General features: G+C 64.5%; 14 protein-coding genes. 3 read left to right on the top strand and 11 right to left on the bottom strand.

Going from position 1 to position 18,014, the window contains the following annotated elements:
• Positions 1-133: 133 nt before the first annotated feature.
• From phaR to NCR35_RS09120, 6 genes are all read right to left on the bottom strand, one after another.
• Positions 134-709 carry a polyhydroxyalkanoate synthesis repressor PhaR gene (phaR, locus tag NCR35_RS09095; RefSeq protein WP_244846440.1) on the bottom strand — a complete coding sequence of 192 codons (576 nt, stop codon included), beginning with the start codon at positions 707-709 and terminating at the stop codon, positions 134-136.
• 160 nt (positions 710-869) lie between these two features.
• Positions 870-1,610 carry a 3-ketoacyl-ACP reductase gene (locus NCR35_RS09100; RefSeq protein WP_250534126.1) on the bottom strand — a complete coding sequence of 247 codons (741 nt, stop codon included), beginning with the start codon at positions 1,608-1,610 and terminating at the stop codon, positions 870-872.
• Between the two features lie 79 nt (positions 1,611-1,689).
• Positions 1,690-2,871, bottom strand: coding sequence for an acetyl-CoA C-acetyltransferase (locus tag NCR35_RS09105; RefSeq protein WP_250534127.1), 1,182 nt, complete (start codon positions 2,869-2,871; stop codon positions 1,690-1,692).
• Positions 2,872-2,931: 60 nt separating this feature from the next.
• Complete coding sequence (phaC, locus tag NCR35_RS09110) at positions 2,932-4,995, bottom strand: class I poly(R)-hydroxyalkanoic acid synthase (RefSeq protein ID WP_250534128.1); 2,064 nt, start codon at positions 4,993-4,995, stop codon at positions 2,932-2,934.
• A gap of 298 nt (positions 4,996-5,293) precedes the next feature.
• A complete protein-coding gene (pgeF, locus tag NCR35_RS09115) occupies positions 5,294-6,136 on the bottom strand; it encodes a peptidoglycan editing factor PgeF (protein WP_250534129.1) in 843 nt (280 codons plus the stop codon).
• Positions 6,133-7,308 (bottom strand): RluA family pseudouridine synthase, encoded by a 1,176-nt coding sequence (locus tag NCR35_RS09120; protein ID WP_250534130.1) that lies wholly within the window; start codon positions 7,306-7,308, stop codon positions 6,133-6,135. The genes pgeF and NCR35_RS09120 overlap by 4 nt, the downstream gene beginning before the upstream one ends.
• 208 nt (positions 7,309-7,516) lie before the next feature.
• Here NCR35_RS09120 and NCR35_RS09125 point away from each other — a divergent pair, with 208 nt between their 5' ends.
• Positions 7,517-8,350: an outer membrane protein assembly factor BamD gene (locus NCR35_RS09125; RefSeq protein ID WP_244846454.1), complete on the top strand. Its 834-nt coding sequence runs from the start codon at positions 7,517-7,519 to the stop codon at positions 8,348-8,350.
• A 177-nt stretch (positions 8,351-8,527) separates the two neighbouring features.
• Entirely contained in the window at positions 8,528-9,121 is a 594-nt protein-coding gene (locus NCR35_RS09130) for a transposase (RefSeq protein WP_250534131.1), read from the top strand.
• On the opposite strand, the gene yoaA is transcribed toward NCR35_RS09130, so the two are convergent.
• The 3 genes from yoaA to NCR35_RS09145 all read right to left on the bottom strand — a co-directional run bounded on the left by yoaA (position 9,118) and on the right by NCR35_RS09145 (position 12,534).
• Complete coding sequence (yoaA, locus tag NCR35_RS09135; protein WP_250534132.1) at positions 9,118-11,346, bottom strand: DNA repair helicase YoaA; 2,229 nt, start codon at positions 11,344-11,346, stop codon at positions 9,118-9,120. The two genes, NCR35_RS09130 and yoaA, sit on opposite strands and share 4 nt — an antisense overlap.
• Positions 11,347-11,424: 78 nt before the next feature.
• Positions 11,425-11,646 carry a DUF465 domain-containing protein gene (locus tag NCR35_RS09140; RefSeq protein WP_250534133.1) on the bottom strand — a complete coding sequence of 74 codons (222 nt, stop codon included), beginning with the start codon at positions 11,644-11,646 and terminating at the stop codon, positions 11,425-11,427.
• A 51-nt stretch (positions 11,647-11,697) separates the two neighbouring features.
• Positions 11,698-12,534, bottom strand: coding sequence for a flotillin family protein (locus tag NCR35_RS09145; RefSeq protein ID WP_250534134.1), 837 nt, complete (start codon positions 12,532-12,534; stop codon positions 11,698-11,700).
• Between the two features lie 272 nt (positions 12,535-12,806).
• On the opposite strand from NCR35_RS09145, the gene NCR35_RS09150 reads away from it, so the two are divergent.
• Positions 12,807-15,146, top strand: a complete 2,340-nt coding sequence (locus tag NCR35_RS09150) for a Tex family protein (protein ID WP_250534135.1) — start codon at positions 12,807-12,809, stop codon at positions 15,144-15,146.
• A 77-nt stretch (positions 15,147-15,223) separates the two neighbouring features.
• On the opposite strand, the gene NCR35_RS09155 is transcribed toward NCR35_RS09150, so the two are convergent.
• Positions 15,224-17,116, bottom strand: coding sequence for a potassium transporter Kup (locus NCR35_RS09155; RefSeq protein ID WP_250534136.1), 1,893 nt, complete (start codon positions 17,114-17,116; stop codon positions 15,224-15,226).
• A gap of 285 nt (positions 17,117-17,401) precedes the next feature.
• A complete protein-coding gene (locus NCR35_RS09160) occupies positions 17,402-17,962 on the bottom strand; it encodes a phosphoribosyltransferase (RefSeq protein ID WP_244846467.1) in 561 nt (186 codons plus the stop codon).
• Positions 17,963-18,014 lie beyond the last annotated feature (52 nt).

Consider the following 18,014-nt stretch of genomic DNA (forward strand, 5'->3'; position numbering starts at 1 on the left):
TAGGGAATTTTTCACGGGGAAACGGTCGGATGAGGGGCGTCGCCGGACGCACGAGGCCAATCCCGTATTTTACCCCGGAGCATCCGGGAAGCCGTTCCGGGCCGCTGGCCCGAAGCGAGAACGCCCGGCTTCCCTACTTCTTGTCCCCTGACGGCGCGCTCGGCGTCGGGAACGGGAACGTGTTGAACATCGTCTTCGCCTGATTCTGCATCTGCTCCTGCATCTGCACGAACATGTTCTTCGACTGCTCGATGTAGCTCGTCATCATGCCCTGCATCATCGGGGCCTGCATGTTCATGAACTGCGACCAGACTTCCGGATTGAGCGCGTTGCCGTCGTAGATGCCCTTGCTCTGCTCCGAGAGCTTCTGCTGGATGTCGATGAACGCCTGGATGTTCTTCTCCAGATACGTGCCCATCATGCCCTGCATCGCGTGGCCGTAGAAGCGGATGATCTGCGAAAGCATCACCGACGAGAACATCGGCAAGCCGCCGCTCTCTTCTTCCAGAATGATCTGCAACAGGATGCTGCGCGTCAGGTCGTCGTTGGACTTGGCGTCGAGCACCTTGAAGTCTTCCTGATCGAGCACGAGCTGCTTCACGTCGGACAACGTGATGTAGGTGCTCGTCTCCGTGTCATAGAGCCGCCGGTTCGGATATTTTTTGATGAGTCGTTCGGCGGATTTCTTTGTAGTAGTCGTGGTGGTCATTGAACGCCTTCAAAACGCGAGACTTTACTGCGATGGCAGCAAGCATGTCTTGCGTTGTCGCAAAAAAGCGTTGCTGCGGGTTCGCCGCATCGTTGATGTATCCGGCAGGCGGCATTCGCCGGCGCGGGCGCCCCATGCGCCCGCCGGCGATCGCGGCCCGTCAGCCCATGTGCAAACCACCGTTGAGCGAGAAATCCGCCCCGGTGGCGAAACCCGATTCCTCCGACGCGAGCCACGCGACGATCGAGCCGATCTCGTCCGGCGTGCCGAGTCGCCGCACCGGAATGGTCGCGACGATCTTCTCCAGCACTTCCGGGCGAATGGACTTCACCATGTCCGTGCCGATATAGCCCGGCGAGACCGTGTTGACCGTTACGCCCTTGGTCGCCACTTCCTGCGCGAGCGCCATGGTGAAACCGTGAATGCCGGCCTTGGCCGTCGAATAGTTCGTCTGGCCGAACTGGCCTTTCTGCCCGTTCACCGACGAAATATTGATGACCCGGCCCCAGCCGCGCTCGACCATGCCGTCGATCACCTGCTTCGTGACATTGAAGAGACTCGTCAGATTCGTGTCGATGACCGCGGTCCAGTCCTCGTGCGTCATCTTGCGGAACACGACATCGCGCGTGATGCCCGCGTTGTTGACGAGCACATCCACTTCGCCGACTTCGGCCTTCACCTTGTCGAACGCGTTCTTGGTCGATTCCCAGTCGCCGACGTTGCCCTCGGAGGCGATGAAGTCGAAGCCGAGCGCCTTCTGGTCTTCGAGCCATTTCACCCGGCGCGGAGAGTTCGGACCGCAACCTGCCACGACCGTGAAGCCGTCCTTGTGCAGCCGCTGGCAGATGCTGGTGCCGATGCCGCCCATCCCGCCGGTTACATACGCTACGCGCTTCGTCATGCTCGACTCCTCGTTCGTTATGCGGTGCGCCCGGGGGCGCCGCCCGCTTGTCCCTTCCCTATTCCGACCCGGCCTCGCTCTACAGCCGCTCGACCGCCAGCGCGACGCCCATGCCGCCGCCGATGCACAGCGACGCGAGGCCCTTCTTCGCCTCGCGCTTCTGCATTTCGTGCAGCAGCGTGACCAGAATGCGGCAGCCCGATGCGCCGATCGGATGCCCGATCGCAATCGCCCCGCCGTTCACGTTGATCTTTTCCTGATCCCAGCCCATCTGCTTGTGCACCGCGAGCGCCTGCGCGGCGAATGCTTCGTTGATCTCCATCAGGTCGAGATCGTCGATGCTCCAGCCCGCGCGTTCCAGACAGCGCTTCGAGGCCGGCACCGGGCCCATGCCCATGATCTTCGGATCGACGCCCGCGCTCGCGTACGCCTTGATGCGCGCGAGCGGCGTGAGGCCCAGCGCCTCGGCCTTCTTCGCCGACATGACGACCACCGCCGCCGCGCCGTCGTTGATGCCCGATGCGTTCGCCGCCGTCACCGTGCCTTCCTTCGAAAACGCGGGTTTCAGTCCCGCGAGCGCTTCGGCGGTCACGCCGTGGCGCACGAATTCGTCGGTGGCGAACTGGATCGGCTCGCCTTTGCGCTGCGGAATCGAAACCGGCACGATCTCGTCGTCGAAGCGGCCGGCCTTCTGCGCGGCCTCGGCTTTGTTCTGCGAGAGCGCGGCAAACGCGTCCTGCGCTTCGCGCGTGATGCCGTATTCCTTCGCGACGTTCTCCGCCGTCGTGCCCATGTGGTAGTTGTTATAGACGTCCCACAGGCCATCGACGATCATCGAGTCGATCAGCTTCGCATCGCCCATGCGGAAGCCGTCGCGCGAGCCGGGCAGCACGTGCGGCGCCGCGCTCATGTTCTCCTGGCCGCCCGCGACGATGATCTCCGAATCGGCCGCGATGATCGCGTTGGCCGCGAGCATCACTGCCTTGAGTCCGGAGCCGCAGACCTTGTTGATCGTCATGCCGGGGACCATTTCGGGCAAGCCGGCCTTGATGACCGACTGGCGCGCCGGGTTCTGGCCCGATCCCGCGGTCAGCACCTGACCCAGAATGACTTCGCTGATTTGCTCGGGCTTGAGACCCGCGCGTTCGAGCACCGCGCGAATCACGGTTGCGCCCAGTTCCGGCGCTGCGATCTTCGCAAGCGAGCCGCCGAATTTGCCGACCGCGGTGCGCGCGGCCGATACGATCACTACGTCAGTCATTTCCGTTTCCTTTGGCGTCGAATGTTAGAGCGGTTTGTGCGGCCGATCCGTTCGCGCCTGTCAACTGTCGCGCTTGAGGACGTAACGGCCCGGAGCCGCCTCGATCACAGGATAATCCTTCGAGCCGAGCCCTGCGCTCGCCTTCTGCTGCTCGCCGGACTGCTTGGCAAGCCACTGCGTCCACGCCGGCCACCAGCTGCCGGGATGCTCGCTCGCGGCCTCGAACCACGCGTCCGCGGTCTCCGGCAGGCGCTCGCCCGCGCTATCGAGCATCCAGAAACTGCGCTTGTTTTTCGACGGCGGATTGATCACGCCCGCGATATGCCCCGATGCACCGAGCACGAAGGTCTGCGGCCCGGAAAGCAGCGGCGCCGAAGCATACGCCGATTTCCACGGCACGATATGGTCTTCGCGCGAGCCATAGATGAATGTCGGCGTCGTGATGGTCGACAAGTCGATGGGCACGCCGAGCACCGTCACCGCGCCCGGCTCGCGCAGCTTGTTTTCCAGATACGTGTTGCGCAGATACCAGACGCACATGGGACCGGGCAGGTTCGTCGAATCGCTGTTCCAGTAGAGCAGATCGAACGCTTGCGGCGTGCGGCCCTTCAGGTAGTTATCGACGACGTAATTCCACACCAGATCGTTCGGGCGCAGATACGAGAACGTGTTGGCGAACTCGATGCCGCGCATGAGTCCCGGCGGCGCGCCGTTCTTGCCGCCGATGGTCTGCTCGCGCATCGCCACGTGCGCCTCGTCGACGAAGACGTCGAGCACGCCCGTGTCGGAGAAGTCGAGCATCGAGGTAAGCAGGGTCATCGACGCGGCCGGCTCGTTGCCGCGCGCCTTCTCGACGGCGAGCGCGGTTGCGAGCATCGTCCCGCCGATGCAGAAGCCGAGCGTGTTCATCTTGTCCGCACCGGAGATGTCGGAGACCACGCTCATCGCCTGCATCACGCCTTCGCCGACGTAATCGTCCCATGTCTTGTGAGCAATGGACTGGTCCGCATTGCGCCACGAGATCATGTACACCTGCTGGCCCGATTCGAGCGCATGACGTACGAGCGAGCCTTCCGGCGAAAGATCGAGGATGTAGAACTTGTTGATGCACGGCGGCACGATCAGAAGCGGCCGCGCGTAGACCTTCGGCGCGAGCGGCTTGTACTGAATGAGCTGCATGAGCTCGTTCTCGTACACGACCGCGCCTTCGGTCGTCGCGACGTTCTTGCCGATGGCGAACACCGATTCGTCCGACTGCGAGATCTTGCCGCGCTGCATGTCGTTGAGCAGGTTCAGCATGCCCTGACGCAGGCTTTCGCCCTTGCTTTCGATGAGCGCCTTCTGCGCCTCGGGATTGAGCGCGAGATAGTTGCTCGGCGCGGCCGCGGCGGCCCACTGCTGCACGGCGAAGCGAATGCGCTCGCGCGTCTTCGGGTCGCTCTGCACGGCGTCGGCGAGTTCCTGAAGATAGCGCGCGTTCAGCAGATACCATGCGGCCGTGAACGCGAACGCGGGCGTCGATTGCCACGCGGTGTCCTTGAAGCGCCGATCCTTGAGTGCGGCCGGATCGATGCTCTGTCCGCTCGCCTGCTTCATCAGTTCGCCGACGTCGCGCGTGTAGTCGCTTTGCAGCTGATGCAGGCGTTCCGGCGCGATGGCCGCCGTCGGAATCTTGGGCAGCGTCGGCAAGCCCTGCATGGCCGCGCCGAAGCCCGGCATGCTGCTCGCGAGCTTCGCGAATTCGGCGAGACCGTTCATCTTCGCGAGGTCGGGCATCTGCGGCATGCTCGCGATGGTCGGGAATGCGGTCGGAAATCCACCGGGGAGCGTGCCTGGAAGCGCGCCGGGCAGACCGCCGAAACCGTGGAACGGGAAGCCGCCGAATGCCGAAGAAGGCGAAGCGCCGCCGTTTGCGGACGCGCCGTCAGCCGCCGGATTCGCCGGATTCGTCTGTTGAGTGAATTTCGCCCACTGCGCCGGATCGGCGACCGCGCGCCACGCATTCAGCCATTGCTCGAATGCCTGCTGTACGCCTGCCGTGTTGTCGGCTGCTGGCTGCGCCGTGGTGCTGTCTTCGGCGGCGGTACGGGAGCGGGAAGATGAAGAGGATGTATTGGAAGCCATACCCGCCTTTGACCTCTGAGTCTCGAAAGACTGATTGCTGATGCAGGCATTGCCGGGCCGTCTCGGCCAGCGCGCGAAAGTATGGGTGCGCCTTTGCGCGCCGGGCGGAAGCCGCCCGCGCTACGCCGTGCCCGATTGAACACAATTCTGCGAACATTCTTGCGCTTGGGCGTCAAGCATGTCAATGCTTCGTCCCGATTTTGCCGCAGTGCGATGTTTTTATAATTATCGTTTTCCCCCATGAAAGAAATGCTCGTTTGCCGCGCGTTTCCGGGCGTTGGGTGATGCGGCTTCTCGATCAGTCGGCGAGCCAGATCATCGCGGCCATGCGGCCCGTCACGCGGTCGCGCCGGTAGGAATAGAAGCGCGTTTCTTCGGTCACCGTGCAGTGCGTTCCACCGTGAATGCGCGCCGCGTCGATACCGATATCGGCGAGTCGCAACCGCGCGAGCGCGTAAATGTCCGCGAAGTATTTGCCGGGCGTGCCGGTCGCCTTGAACGCGGCCGCGGTCGCATCGCGTCGATGCGCCCCGCTCGCGGCGACGAAGGCGTCGAGCACGTCTTCGCCGACTTCGAACGCATCTGGCCCGATCGCCGGTCCGAGATAAGCGTTGAGTGCCGATGCCGGCGCGCCCGCGAGCGCCGCGACGCGCTCGCCGGTCTTCTCGACGATGCCGCCCGCGAGCCCGCGCCAGCCCGCATGCGCCGCGCCGACCGCGCGGCCTTCGTCATCGCAAAAGAGCACGGGCAGGCAGTCCGCCGTCATCACGACGCAGACGACGCCCGCCCGATCCGTCACGCTCGCGTCGGCGCGCGTCGGTCCGGACGCCCGCGCCTCGATGACCGCGTGGGCGTCTTCGACTTGCGTGCCGTGGATCTGTTCGAGCCACGCGGCATCGCGCGCGCCGGTCAGCGCGAGCGCGCGGCGGCGATTCTCCTGCACGGCGGCGGGCGCATCCCCGGTCGAAAGTCCCAGATTCAAACCGCCCGCTTGCGGCGCGCCGCCGTCATACGGCGCCTCGCTCACGCCGCCCGCACGCGTCGTCACGAATGCGCGAACACGCGGCGCCACGCGCCATTGCGGCCAGAGGCAGTGTTTCGGGTCCAATGCTTGTGACTGCGCCGCGTGTGAATCGGTCATGCTTCGTCGTCCTCGTAATCGTCGTCTTCATCCCAATCTTCATCGGCCTCATAGACCTGCACGAACTCTTCGTCTCCATCGTCCTCGTCGAATTCCGCTTCCTCTTCGCGTCCGAATCCGAGTGCGGCGGCGAGCGCGGTCATATCCTCGGGCACGTCGGCGCGCCAGTGCACTGCCTTGCCCGTCACCGGATGGATCAGGCCGAGCCGCCACGCATGCAGCGCCTGCCGCGCGAAGCCGTCGGGCAGCGGCGTCACCGAACGCTTGCCGCGCGCGCGCCCGTAGACCGGATCGCCCAGAAGCGGATGTCCGACGTGCGCGCAATGCACGCGAATCTGGTGCGTTCGGCCCGTTTCGAGATCGCAATGAATGGCGCTCACCGGCTGGCCCTGCCATCTCGCCCGGTCGATAGTGCGAAAGTGCGTGCGCGCGGGCTTGCCCGCCGCGCTCTGCACGACCGCCATGCGCGTGCGTTCGCGCGGATCGCGGCCGATCGGCGCGTCGATGGTGCCGTCTTCCGGCATGGTGCCCCATACGAAAGCGACATAGCGGCGCTTGACCGTACGCGCCTGCAACTGACGCACGAGGTCCGTTTGCGCTTCGAGCGTGCGCGCGACGACCATCAGCCCGGACGTCTCCTTGTCCAGCCGATGCACGATGCCCGCGCGCGGCAAGCCGGCCGCGGCGCTGCCGTAGCGATGCAGCAGGCCGTTCAGCAGCGTGCCGCTCCAGTTGCCGGCCGCGGGATGCACGACCATCCCCGCGGGCTTGTTGATGACGACGAGCGCCTCGTCTTCGTAGACGATGTCGAGCGGCACCGGCTCGGGCGTGAAGGCAAGTTGCTCGGGCAACAGATCCGGGACGAGCGAAATGGTCGCGCCGAGCGGCACCGGCTGGCGCACTTTCGCGCTCGCGCCGTCCACCAGCACGCGGCCCTCTTCGATCCAGCTTTGCAGACGGCTGCGCGAAAACTCCGGGAAAACCTTGGCAAGCACCTTGTCGAGCCGGTCGCCCGCAAGTTCGTCGGGCACGCGCGCCGTGCGGGGCGCATCGGCGCCTGGTTGCTGTCCCGCGCCGGCTTCCGATTCGGGCAAAGCCGAGTCGTCGCCGTTGGCGCATGGGCTATAATCTTCGAGTTGGTCTTTGGTACGACGAGTACTTGAGCGAGTCATGTGAACGAGAGATTGACGGGAAGCAGCCGCGGTCTCGATCGAAGCCGACAGCCCGACGAGTCACCACGCGCAACCGTTGCGAGTCACGAAACGACGTGATTGACCGAGCAGCGCGCCGTGCGCAAAGACTGCACCGGAAGTACTGCCGCACACAGTTGGAATCAGTTAAGAAGCAAGCCAGAAATCAGCCCAGGAAATGCAAGCACTGATGCGAGCCTTCAACACCATTCATCGAGCGATGCAGCGATCGATCAAGTATCTGGCGCTGGCCGCGAGCGTCGCCATCGTCACGGCCTGCCACGGCCTGCCCGAGAAAACCGACGAAACGGCAACGTGGAATAACAACAAATTATATACGGAGGCCCAGGACGCGCTATCCGGCAGCGACTGGGGCAAGTGCGCCAAGTATTTCGAGGCGCTCGAAGGCCGCGACCCGTTCGGCCACTTCGCGCAGCAGGCGCAGATCAACGTCGCGTACTGCAACTGGAAGGACGGCGAAACCGCCTCGGCGGATCAGGCCATCGACCGTTTCATTCGCCTGCATCCGGATCATCCGGATATCGCGTATGCGTATTATCTGAAGGGCATGATCCACTTCAACGACGACCTCGGTCTCTTCGGCCGCTTCTCCGGCCAGGACATGAGCGAGCGCGATCCGAAGTCGCTGCGCGAGTCGTATGACGCGTTCAAGGTGGTCGTCGACAAGTATCCGCAAAGCAAATACGCGCCCGACGCCGCGCAGCGCATGCGCTATATCGTGAACGCGCTGGCGTCGCATGAAGTGCATGCCGCCGATTACTATTTCCGCCGCGGCGCGTATGTGGCCGCCATCAACCGGGCGCAGCTCGCCATTCGCGAATACAAGAACGCCCCGGCGACCGAAGACGCGCTGCATATCATGATGATGTCGTATCAGAGGCTCGATCAGCCGCAACTCGCCGACGACACCAAGCGCGTGCTGGCCGCGACGTTCCCGGACAGCCCGTATGTCACCGGCAAGCGTCGCGCGGGCACGGATAAGCCCTGGTATCAGATCTGGTAATGCATGTCGAACGGCCGGCGCGCTTGCGCCGGCTTCGTTTGCAAGGGCGTTGAATCGCCCTATTTTTTCGTCCAGATTTTTGTCACTTGGCAACAAAAATTAGCAATGCTTAACGCATCGGCAGACATCGCATCAAGCGAAGCCTCGCCCGCGCCCCGCTTCTTGCAAGAGACCAGTATGGCTGTAACGGTTCCGCGCACCCAGCGCGATGCATTTCTCGACACGATGGATTCCTTGCTGCCCTGGCCGACGCTGTGCGCGATCATCCAGCCGGACGTTCAGGCGCGGGCGACCACCGAGCGCATGCTGCGAATCTGCGTGCTGCAAAACTGGTTCGGTCTGTCCGATCGTGATTGCGCGGACGCGCTCATCGACAGCATCGGCCTTCAGCGGTTCGCGCGTATCGACGCCGAACGCGACGGCTTTCCCGACGCGCGCGCCATCCGTGAGTTTCGCGGTGACTTGCAGTCGCGGGAACGGGCGCAGCCGTTGGCGGCCGAGGTCAACCGCGTGCTGGCGTCGAACGGCATCCGCGTGAAGCCGGGCGCGATCGTCAACGCGCGCATTTTCGCGGACGCGCCGGCGCGGCGCGACGAAACCACGCCGAAGCCCATTGCCGGCAAGCCTGCCACGCGTCCGAGCTTCGGCGGCGCATACGGCCGTCAATCGATGCACGTGCGCCTCGCGCGTGGCGCGGAACAAGCCGCAGCCGAGCGCGCCGCGCGGCTCGCTCAGGCCATCTTCAACGTGCGCAGCGTCACGGAAGGCTAGTCGGCCAGTTCCACCGCCGAACTGCACGAATCGCTGAAGAACGCGCGCACGACATCGAGTTCGCGCGTGCGCTTGAACGGCGGCAGGCTTTGCCAGATGCGCCGTCCGTACGGTTTGTCGACGAGGCGCGTATCGCAGATCATCAGCACGCCGCGATCCGTTTCCGCGCGGATCAGGCGGCCCGCGCCCTGCTTCAGCGTGATGACCGCCTGCGGCAACTGATGCACGGCGAACGGGCTCAGTCCTTTTTTCGTGAGCGCATCGAGCCGCGCGGCGAGCACCGGATCGTCCGGGGGCGCGAACGGCAGCTTGTCGATCACGACGAGCGAGAGCGCATCGCCGCGCACATCGACGCCTTCCCAGAAGCTCTGGCTGCCCACGAGAATCGCGTTGCCGTAAGCACGGAAGCGGTCGAGCAGTTCCGTGCGGCTCGCATCGCCCTGAACCAGCAGCGGGTTCTGCCAGCCGCGCCGCTCGATCACGTCGCGCAGGCGCGCCGAAATACGATCGACCGCGCGCAGCGTCGTGCACAGCACGAACACGCCGCCGCCGGCCGCTTCGATCACGGGCAGCGCGGCCTCGAAGACCGCATCCGTGAACTGGGGCGACGACGGCTGCGGCAGATTGCGCGGCACGTACAAGAGCCCTTGCGTCGGATAGTCGAACGGGCTCGGCAGCGTCATGGAGCGCCGCGCGTTCAGGCCCATCTGCGCCGCATAGTGCGTGAAGTCGCCGCGCACCGAAAGCGTCGCCGACGTGAAGATCCACGCACGCGGCACGCCCGCGCGCTGCTTCGCGAAGATCGGCGCCACCGATAGCGGCGTCTCGTGCAGTTGCACCGTGTGCGAGAACACCTCGACCCAGCGGACCATCTCGTTCGGCTCGTCCTTCGCCGTCTGTTGCGCGGTGTCTTCGTCGTCCGCGACGGCGCGTTCGAGCGGCGTCGGCGGCGTGGTCCAGCCCGCGAGCAAGTCTTGCAACTCGCGAGCGCGCCGCACGAGCGCCTGGAGCGATTCCGCCCGCTCCGCATGCGACGACAACGCCGCCGCGAGCGCATCGAGATGCGTTTCGAGCGTGTCGAGCGCCTCGAAGAGCGGATGACCGTCCGGAAGCTGGCCGAGCGAAAAGCGCGCCGAATCTTCCTTGAACGCGAGCCGCAGGTCGCGCGCCGCCCGCTCCAGCGCCGCGCCGAGCTTCGTCCAGTCCGCCGCGTCGCGCGCGTGACTCAGGCCTTCCGCGACCGTATCGCGCGCCAGTTCCAGCAGTTGCGTGGTCGAAAGCGTCTCGCCGAAGAAGAGCGTCGCCGTCTCGGGCAACTGATGCGCTTCGTCGAAGATGATGGTGTTGGCCATCGGCAGCAATTCGGCCATGCCGGTATCGCGCAACATCACGTCGGCAAAGAACAGATGGTGATTCACCACGACGATATCCGCCTGCTGCGCCTCCTTGCGCGCCTGCATCACGAAGCAGTCCTTGTAGTGCGGACACTCCTGACCGAGGCAGTTGTCGCGCGTGGACGTGACCATCGGCCAGACGGGCGAGTTTTCGGGGACGCTCGCGAGTTCGGCCTTGTCGCCGGTGCGCGTGATTTTCGCGAAGCGGACGATCTCCTGCAGATGCGACGTGTCCTGCCGCGAGGGCAGCCGGCCGTTGTCGGCGGTGCGCTCCAGATAGTAATGACAAAGGTAGTTCGCGCGGCCCTTGAGCATCGCGACCGACACCGGCACGGCGAGCGCGTCGCGCACGGTCGGGATGTCGCGCTGAAAAAGCTGGTCCTGCAGATGCTTCGTGCCGGTCGAGACGATGACCTTGCCGCCCCACAACATGGCGGGAACGAGGTACGCGTAGGTCTTGCCCGTGCCGGTGCCGGCTTCGACGATCAACGTGTTCTCGCCGCCGTCGATGGCAGCTTTCGCGGTCGCGATGCCGACGTCGTCGGCCGTCTCGTCGTCGGGCGCATGCGGCTTGTCCGACGGCCCGAGCTTGCGCGCGGGGCGGCGCTCCGCTTCGAACATCGCGGGCTCGGGCATTGCGCGGCCGGACGCTTCCATCGCCGCGGCGACCGAGCGCGCCATTTCGATCTGCGATGCGCGCGGCCGATAGCCGTCGATGGCGCGGGCGAGCAGGCCATCGGCGGAGAAAATCGCATCGAGTTCGACGCTGCGTTTGTTCGTCAGCGCGAGCGGCGCGCTCGCGGCATCGGACGGTTGGGCGGGAGAGTTCAAAGGGAGCCTGATCCTGCGAATACTGCGGTTTCGTGCCGTGCGCCACGCGCAGGCGACTGCGCCACGCGTCGGGGCCGCTCAGTGCGGGTCTGTGTCCAGCTGCAATTGCAGCAGGAGGATGGTGTCTTTCACCTTGAGCTTGCGCTTTTTCAAGCGCCGCAGCTCGAGGTCGTCGATGCCGGACAGCTTGCCGATGAGCGTGTCCAGACCGCGATGCTCGTCCTGCAATTGCGCGATCCGGTCGCGGATCATCGCGGCATCAACTGCGGTTTGTCGGGGTGCGTTCAAGCGTTGCTGCATGCTCGCCTCCTTGCCCGGGACACCCGGTCCGGTCTTCGCGCCGACTTGGCGCTACTTGCCTTGCTGCTGCTGTTGCTGCTGTTGCTGCTTCGACTGCTCTTGCTGTGCCTGTTGTGCCTTTTCCTGCTGCTTGCGGGCGGCTTCCTTCTGACGCGCCTCGACTTCCGCGCGATGCTGCGCGGCTTCCTGCTGCTTCTGCTCGAATCGCTGCGCCTTCAGTTCGCGCTCCTGCGCTTCCTGCACGCCGCGGGCGCGGGCGTCCTCCAGCTTCTTCTGGTAGTCCGCCTGCTTCTGATCGTAAGCCTTCTGGTTCGCCGCGCGCTGCGGGGCTTCCGCGTTGCGCTGCGCGGCGGCGAGCGCGTTCTGGCGCTGCTTGTCCTCGTACGCCTGCTGGTTCGCGCGCTCGTTGGCCGCGCGTTGCGGCGCGTCGGCTTCGTATTGCGCCTGTTTCAGCGCCGTCTGCCGGTCGCGCTCCTTCACGCGTTCGGCGCGTTGCTCGTCGTTCAGCGCGAGCTGCTCCCGCCGGATCTGCTGACGCGCCTCGCGCATTTCGGTGCGCGCATTGTCGAGACAATGGTTCACGAAGAACTTGCTGTAGCAGTCGTGCTGCTTCACGCCATAGCGATAGTCGTTCTCCGACGTGCGCTGGTCGAGCGCCTTCTGACGCCGCTCGAAGCCGGCTCGAAGGGCGGCGTCCGCGCTGTTGTCCGCGCTGTTGTCCGCGCTGTTGTCGGCGCTGCTCTCGGCGCTGGCCGGGCCGCTTTGGGACGCATCGAGCGGCTGCGTGCTCACCGCGGTCGTCGGGTCGATGGGCTTCGGCGTCTGGGCGTTCGCATGCTGCGGCAAGACGACGGCAAGCGCGCATATCGACGATGCGGCAAGGGCCATCGGCGCGAGCTTCGTAAGGCGAAAATTGAGCAAGTTGATGAACGGCAACGTGATAAGGAATCAGGTGCGCGAAGGTGAAAAACGGGCGTGCGCGGTCCCGAAATTCTATCACCGCGCGCCGGAGCGCTTCGGCATTTATGGCAAAATGCCCCGCTCAGAAACCCGGCCCATCGCTCGTCGCGGCGCGCCGCGAGGCCTCGGGCGCCGCCCGCCCGACACGGCGATGCAGGACGCCCGCGCCGCTTTCCGACGAGCCAGCAGACAGCGCAATCATGACGGAAACCGTAGCACTCAAGATCGTACAGCGCATTGCCACCGAGCTCACCGTGCAGCCGCGCCAGGTCGCCGCCGCCGTGCAGCTTCTCGACGAAGGCTCGACTGTCCCGTTCATCGCCCGGTATCGGAAGGAAGTCACCGGCAATCTCGACGACACGCAACTGCGCACGCTCGAAGAACGCCTCTTGTATCTTCGCGAACTCGAAGACCGACGCGCGGCGATTCTGCAAAGCATCGACGAGCAAGGCAAGCTGACCGACGAACTGCGCGGCGCGATCGAAGGCGCCGACAGCAAGCAGGTGCTCGAAGACCTTTATCTGCCGTACAAGCCCAAGCGCCGCACGCGCGCCCAGATCGCGCGCGAAGCCGGGCTGGAGCCGCTCGCGCAGGCACTGCTCGCCGATCCGACGCTCGATCCGCACACCGAAGCGGCAAAGTTCGTCGATGCGGAGAAAGGCGTCGCGGACACGAAAGCCGCGCTCGACGGCGCGCGCGACATTCTCTCGGAGCAGTTCGGCGAGACCGCAGAGATTCTCGGCAAGCTGCGCGACTATCTGTTCAATCAAGGGCTCGTGATATCGAGCGTGGTGGACGGCAAGGAAGGCGAAGAAGGCGAGAAATTCCGCGATTACTACGACTACAGTGAGACGGTGCGCACGGTGCCGTCGCATCGCGCGCTCGCGCTCTTTCGCGGGCGCAATGCCGGCGTGCTGTCGGTGAAGCTCGGTCTCGGCGAAGAACTCGATACACAAGTGCCGCATCCGTGCGAAGCGATGATCGCGCACCATGTCGGCATCTCGAATCGCAACCGCCCGGCCGACAAGTGGCTCTCCGATGTCTGCCGCTGGTGCTGGCGCGTGAAGGTGCAGCCGCATATCGAGAACGAATTGCTCACGCAACTGCGCGAAGAAGCCGAACACGAAGCGATTCGCGTGTTCGCGCGCAATCTGAAAGACCTGCTGCTGGCCGCGCCCGCCGGACCGAAGGCCGTGATCGGTCTCGATCCTGGTCTGCGCACCGGCGTGAAGGTGGCGGTCGTCGATCGCACCGGCAAGCTGCTCGCCACCGATACGATCTACCCGCACGAGCCGCGCCGCGACTGGGACGGCTCGCTTGCGAAGCTCGCGCGGATTGCACGCGAGACGAAGGCCGAGCTCATTTCGATCGGCAACGGCACGGCATCGCGCGAAACCGACAAGCTCGCGAGCGAACTCATCGCGAAGCATCCGGATCTGAAGCTGCAAAAGATCGTGGTGTCGGAAGCGGGCGCGTCGGTGTATTCGGCGTCCGAACTCGCGGCGAAGGAGTTTCCGGAACTCGACGTATCGCTGCGCGGCGCGGTGTCGATCGCGCGGCGTCTGCAAGACCCGCTCGCGGAACTGGTCAAGATCGAGCCGAAAGCCATCGGCGTCGGTCAGTATCAGCATGACGTGAATCAACGTGAACTCGCGCGCTCGCTCGACGCCGTGGTGGAAGACTGCGTGAACGCCGTCGGTGTGGATGCGAACACGGCTTCCGTCGCCCTGCTCGCCCGCGTGTCGGGTCTCAATGCGACGCTCGCGCGCAATATCGTCGAGTACCGCGACGCCAACGGGCCGTTTCCGTCGCGCGAGCATTTGCGCAAGGTTCCGCGTCTCGGCGACAAAACCTTCGAGCAGGCGGCGGGCTTCTTGCGCATCAACAACGGCGAGAATCCGCTCGACCGCTCGTCGGTGCACCCGGAAGCGTATCCGGTGGTCGAGCGCATCCTCGCGAAGATCAACAAGCACGTCGGCGATGTGCTCGGCAAGCGCGAGGCGCTCGCGGGCCTCTCGCCCGCCGAGTTCGTCGACGATCGTTTCGGTCTGCCGACCGTGCGCGACATTCTCGCGGAACTGGAGAAGCCGGGCCGCGATCCGCGCCCCGAGTTCAAGACCGCGACGTTCCGCGAAGGCATCGAGAAGATTTCGGACCTCGCGCCGGGCATGGTGCTCGAAGGCGTGGTGACGAACGTCGCGGCCTTCGGCGCGTTCGTCGATATCGGCGTGCATCAGGACGGACTCGTCCACGTGTCGGCCATGTCGACGAAGTTCATCAAGGACCCGCACGAAGTCGTGAAAGCCGGTCAGGTCGTGAAGGTGAAGGTGCTCGAGACCGACGTCAAGCGCCAGCGCATCTCGCTGACGATGCGCCTCGACGACGACTTCGCTCCCGCATCCGCAGCCAACGCGGGCGCGCCTGCGCGCAGCGGGCAGGATCGGCGCGCGGGCGGCGGGCGCGACGCGCGTCCGAACCAGCGCCGCGAGCCGGAACCGGCAGGCGCGATGGCCGCGGCGTTCGCGAAACTCAAACGCTGATTCGGCAGGCTCCAACGAAAAAAACCCACGCTTCACGGCGTGGGTTTTTTGTTTGCGCTGCGTGCTCGGAAGCGCGGTCAGATTTCGATCTTGGTCCCGAGTTCGACCACGCGGTTCGCCGGAATGCTGAAGAAATCGGTCGGCTTCGCGGCGTTCTGATGCATCCACGCGAAGACACGCTCGCGCCATACCGACATGCCCGGCAGCTCCGTCGGCACGACCGTTTCGCGCGCCATGAAGAACGAGGTGTCCATCAGCTCGAAGGTCATCGCGTGCGTGCGCGTGATCTGCTCGAGCACGGCCTTCACGTCCGGCGTTTCGTTGAAGCCGTACGCCGCTTTTACGAGAAACAGCCCGCCGCCGATGTCCTTCACGTCCAGACGATGCGAGTCGTCCACGTACGGAATGTCGCGCGTAATGAAGTTGAGAAATATCGTGCGCTCGTGCAGCACCTTGTTGTGCTTCAGGTTGTGCAGGAGGCTCACCGGAACGAGCGAATCGCTGCCCGTCAGATAGATGGCCGTGCCCGACACGCGATGCGGCGGATGCGCGAGCAAGCCCTGAAGGAACGGCATGAGCGGAATACCGTCTGCGGCGGTGCGGTCCTTCACGATCATGCGGCCCTTGTACCACGTCATCAAGAGGAAGAAGAGCGCCCCTCCGATGCACAGCGGCAGCCAGCCGCCCTGCTCGATCTTCAACAGGCTCGCGCCGAAAAAGCCGATGTCGATCACGAGGAACACGGCGATCATCCCGCCGACGAGAAAGCGGTTCCAGCCCCACAGGTTCGTCATGACGACCGACACGAGGATGGTGGTCACGAGCATCGTCGCGGTCACGGCGAGACCATAGGCGGCCGCCAGATTCTCCGAGCTCTTGAAGCCGACGACGATGCACAGAATGATGAACAGCAGCATCCAGTTGACGAGCGGAATATAGATCTGCCCGATGGCCAGTTCCGACGTATGCAGGATCTTCATGCGCGGCACGTAACCGAGCTGGATAGCCTGGCTGGTGAGCGAGTACGCGCCCGAGATGACCGCTTGCGACGCGATGACGGTGGCGATGGTCGAGAGAATCACGAGCGGCAACAACGCCCATTCCGGCGCGAGCAGGAAGAACGGACTCTCGATGGCCTTCGGCGAATGCATCAGCAACGCGCCCTGGCCGAAGTAGTTCAGCAAGAGCGACGGCATCACGATGCCATACCAGCCGAAGCGGATGGGCTTCGCGCCGAAGTGCCCCATGTCCGCGTAGAGCGCCTCGGCGCCTGTCAGCACCAGCACCACCGAGCCGAGCACGATATACGCCTGCAGCACATGGTCGGCCATGAACGAGATCGCATAGTACGGATTCAGCGCGATCAGCACGCCCGGCTCGAGCGCGATGTGATAGCCGCCCAGCACCGCGAGCGTCAGGAACCACAGCAGCATGATGGGCCCGAACAGCTTGCCGACGACCGCCGTGCCGTGCCGCTGAATCCAGAAGAGCATGATGAGGATGACCATCGTGATCGGAATCACGTACGGCGACAGCTTCGGCGCGGCGATTTCGAGGCCTTCCACCGCCGAAATGACGGACATGGCCGGCGTGATGACGGCATCGCCATAGAACATGCACGCGCCGAAGATGCCGAGCATCATCAGCACGCCGGAGAGTCGGCCGGGATCTTTCACGCTGCGCAGCGCGAGGGTCATCATCGCGAACACGCCGCCTTCGCCGTTGTTGTCGGCGCGCATGACGAACAGCACGTATTTGATCGCGACCACCATTACGATGGCCCAGAAGAGCAATGAGATGACGCCGAGAATCGAGGCTTCGGAAAGACCGATGCCGTGCGAGGGACTGAAGGCTTCCTTCAGCGCATAAAGAGGACTCGTGCCGATGTCGCCGAAGACGACGCCGATGGCCGCGAGCGCAAGCGAAGGCAACGGCTGTTTGCGCTCTTGCGCGTGAGTCAGGGTAGTCATAAAAACGAAATGTCCGTCCAGAGCGGTAAAAAACCGAACGCCATTCTATCTAACGCCGCGCGCAAAAACGGCCTCTCGCATGTTGCTCACTTGCCACGACAGGCGCGACTGGAAGTTTAGCATCGCGCCCCAAACGCGTCGGCAGGTCGTGCGTGCTTTCACGCATCCTTCCGCTGGCTTGATGCGCGGTGCGCGGCGAAAGCGGCCTGAAACGCAAAACGCCGTTGCGCCGGGCGTAAGCCCGGGCGCAACGGCGCTTCTTGTCGAAACAAAGCGGTGGCTCGCTTACGCGCGGCCGTTCTGCATGCCTCGCTTGATCCACGCGCCGAGGTTGTGCGGACGCACGGTGTCCCATTCCTCGAACGGCTGATGAATCCACGGATTCGTTTCGAGAAACTGAACGTGATAGTCCGGCTTCACCTTGGAGCACGCCTTGTACCACAGCACTGCGGAACGCACGGCGGTGATCGCGGGATAACGCTCCTTCAGATGCTCCTGCACGCGCGCGAGCGTCACGCCCGAATCGACGAGATCGTCCACGAGCAGCACGTTGCCCGACAACTCGCCGCGCGTCATCGTGATGTACTGCGCGATGTCGAGGTCGCCCTGCTGCGTGCCCGCGGCTTCGCGATACGAACTCGTCGCGAGAATGGCGAGCGGCAGGTCGTAGATGCGCGACAGCTGGTCGCCCACGCGCAGGCCGCCACGGGCGAGACACAGGATCTTGTCGAACTTCCATCCGGAGTCGTGCACGTTAAGCGCGAGCAGTTCGATCAACCGGTGATATTCGTCCCAGTTGACCCAGAGATTCTTGTCGTCGTTACGCGGGTCGGTCATCGCGATCATGGTGAGGCTCTTTCGATTGCATACTGCGGTTATATACGAAATGTGGCCGCAT

Origin of the sequence: Caballeronia sp. AZ10_KS36 (genome assembly GCF_023631105.1) — a bacterium.
In the GTDB taxonomy this organism is placed as follows: domain Bacteria; phylum Pseudomonadota; class Gammaproteobacteria; order Burkholderiales; family Burkholderiaceae; genus Caballeronia.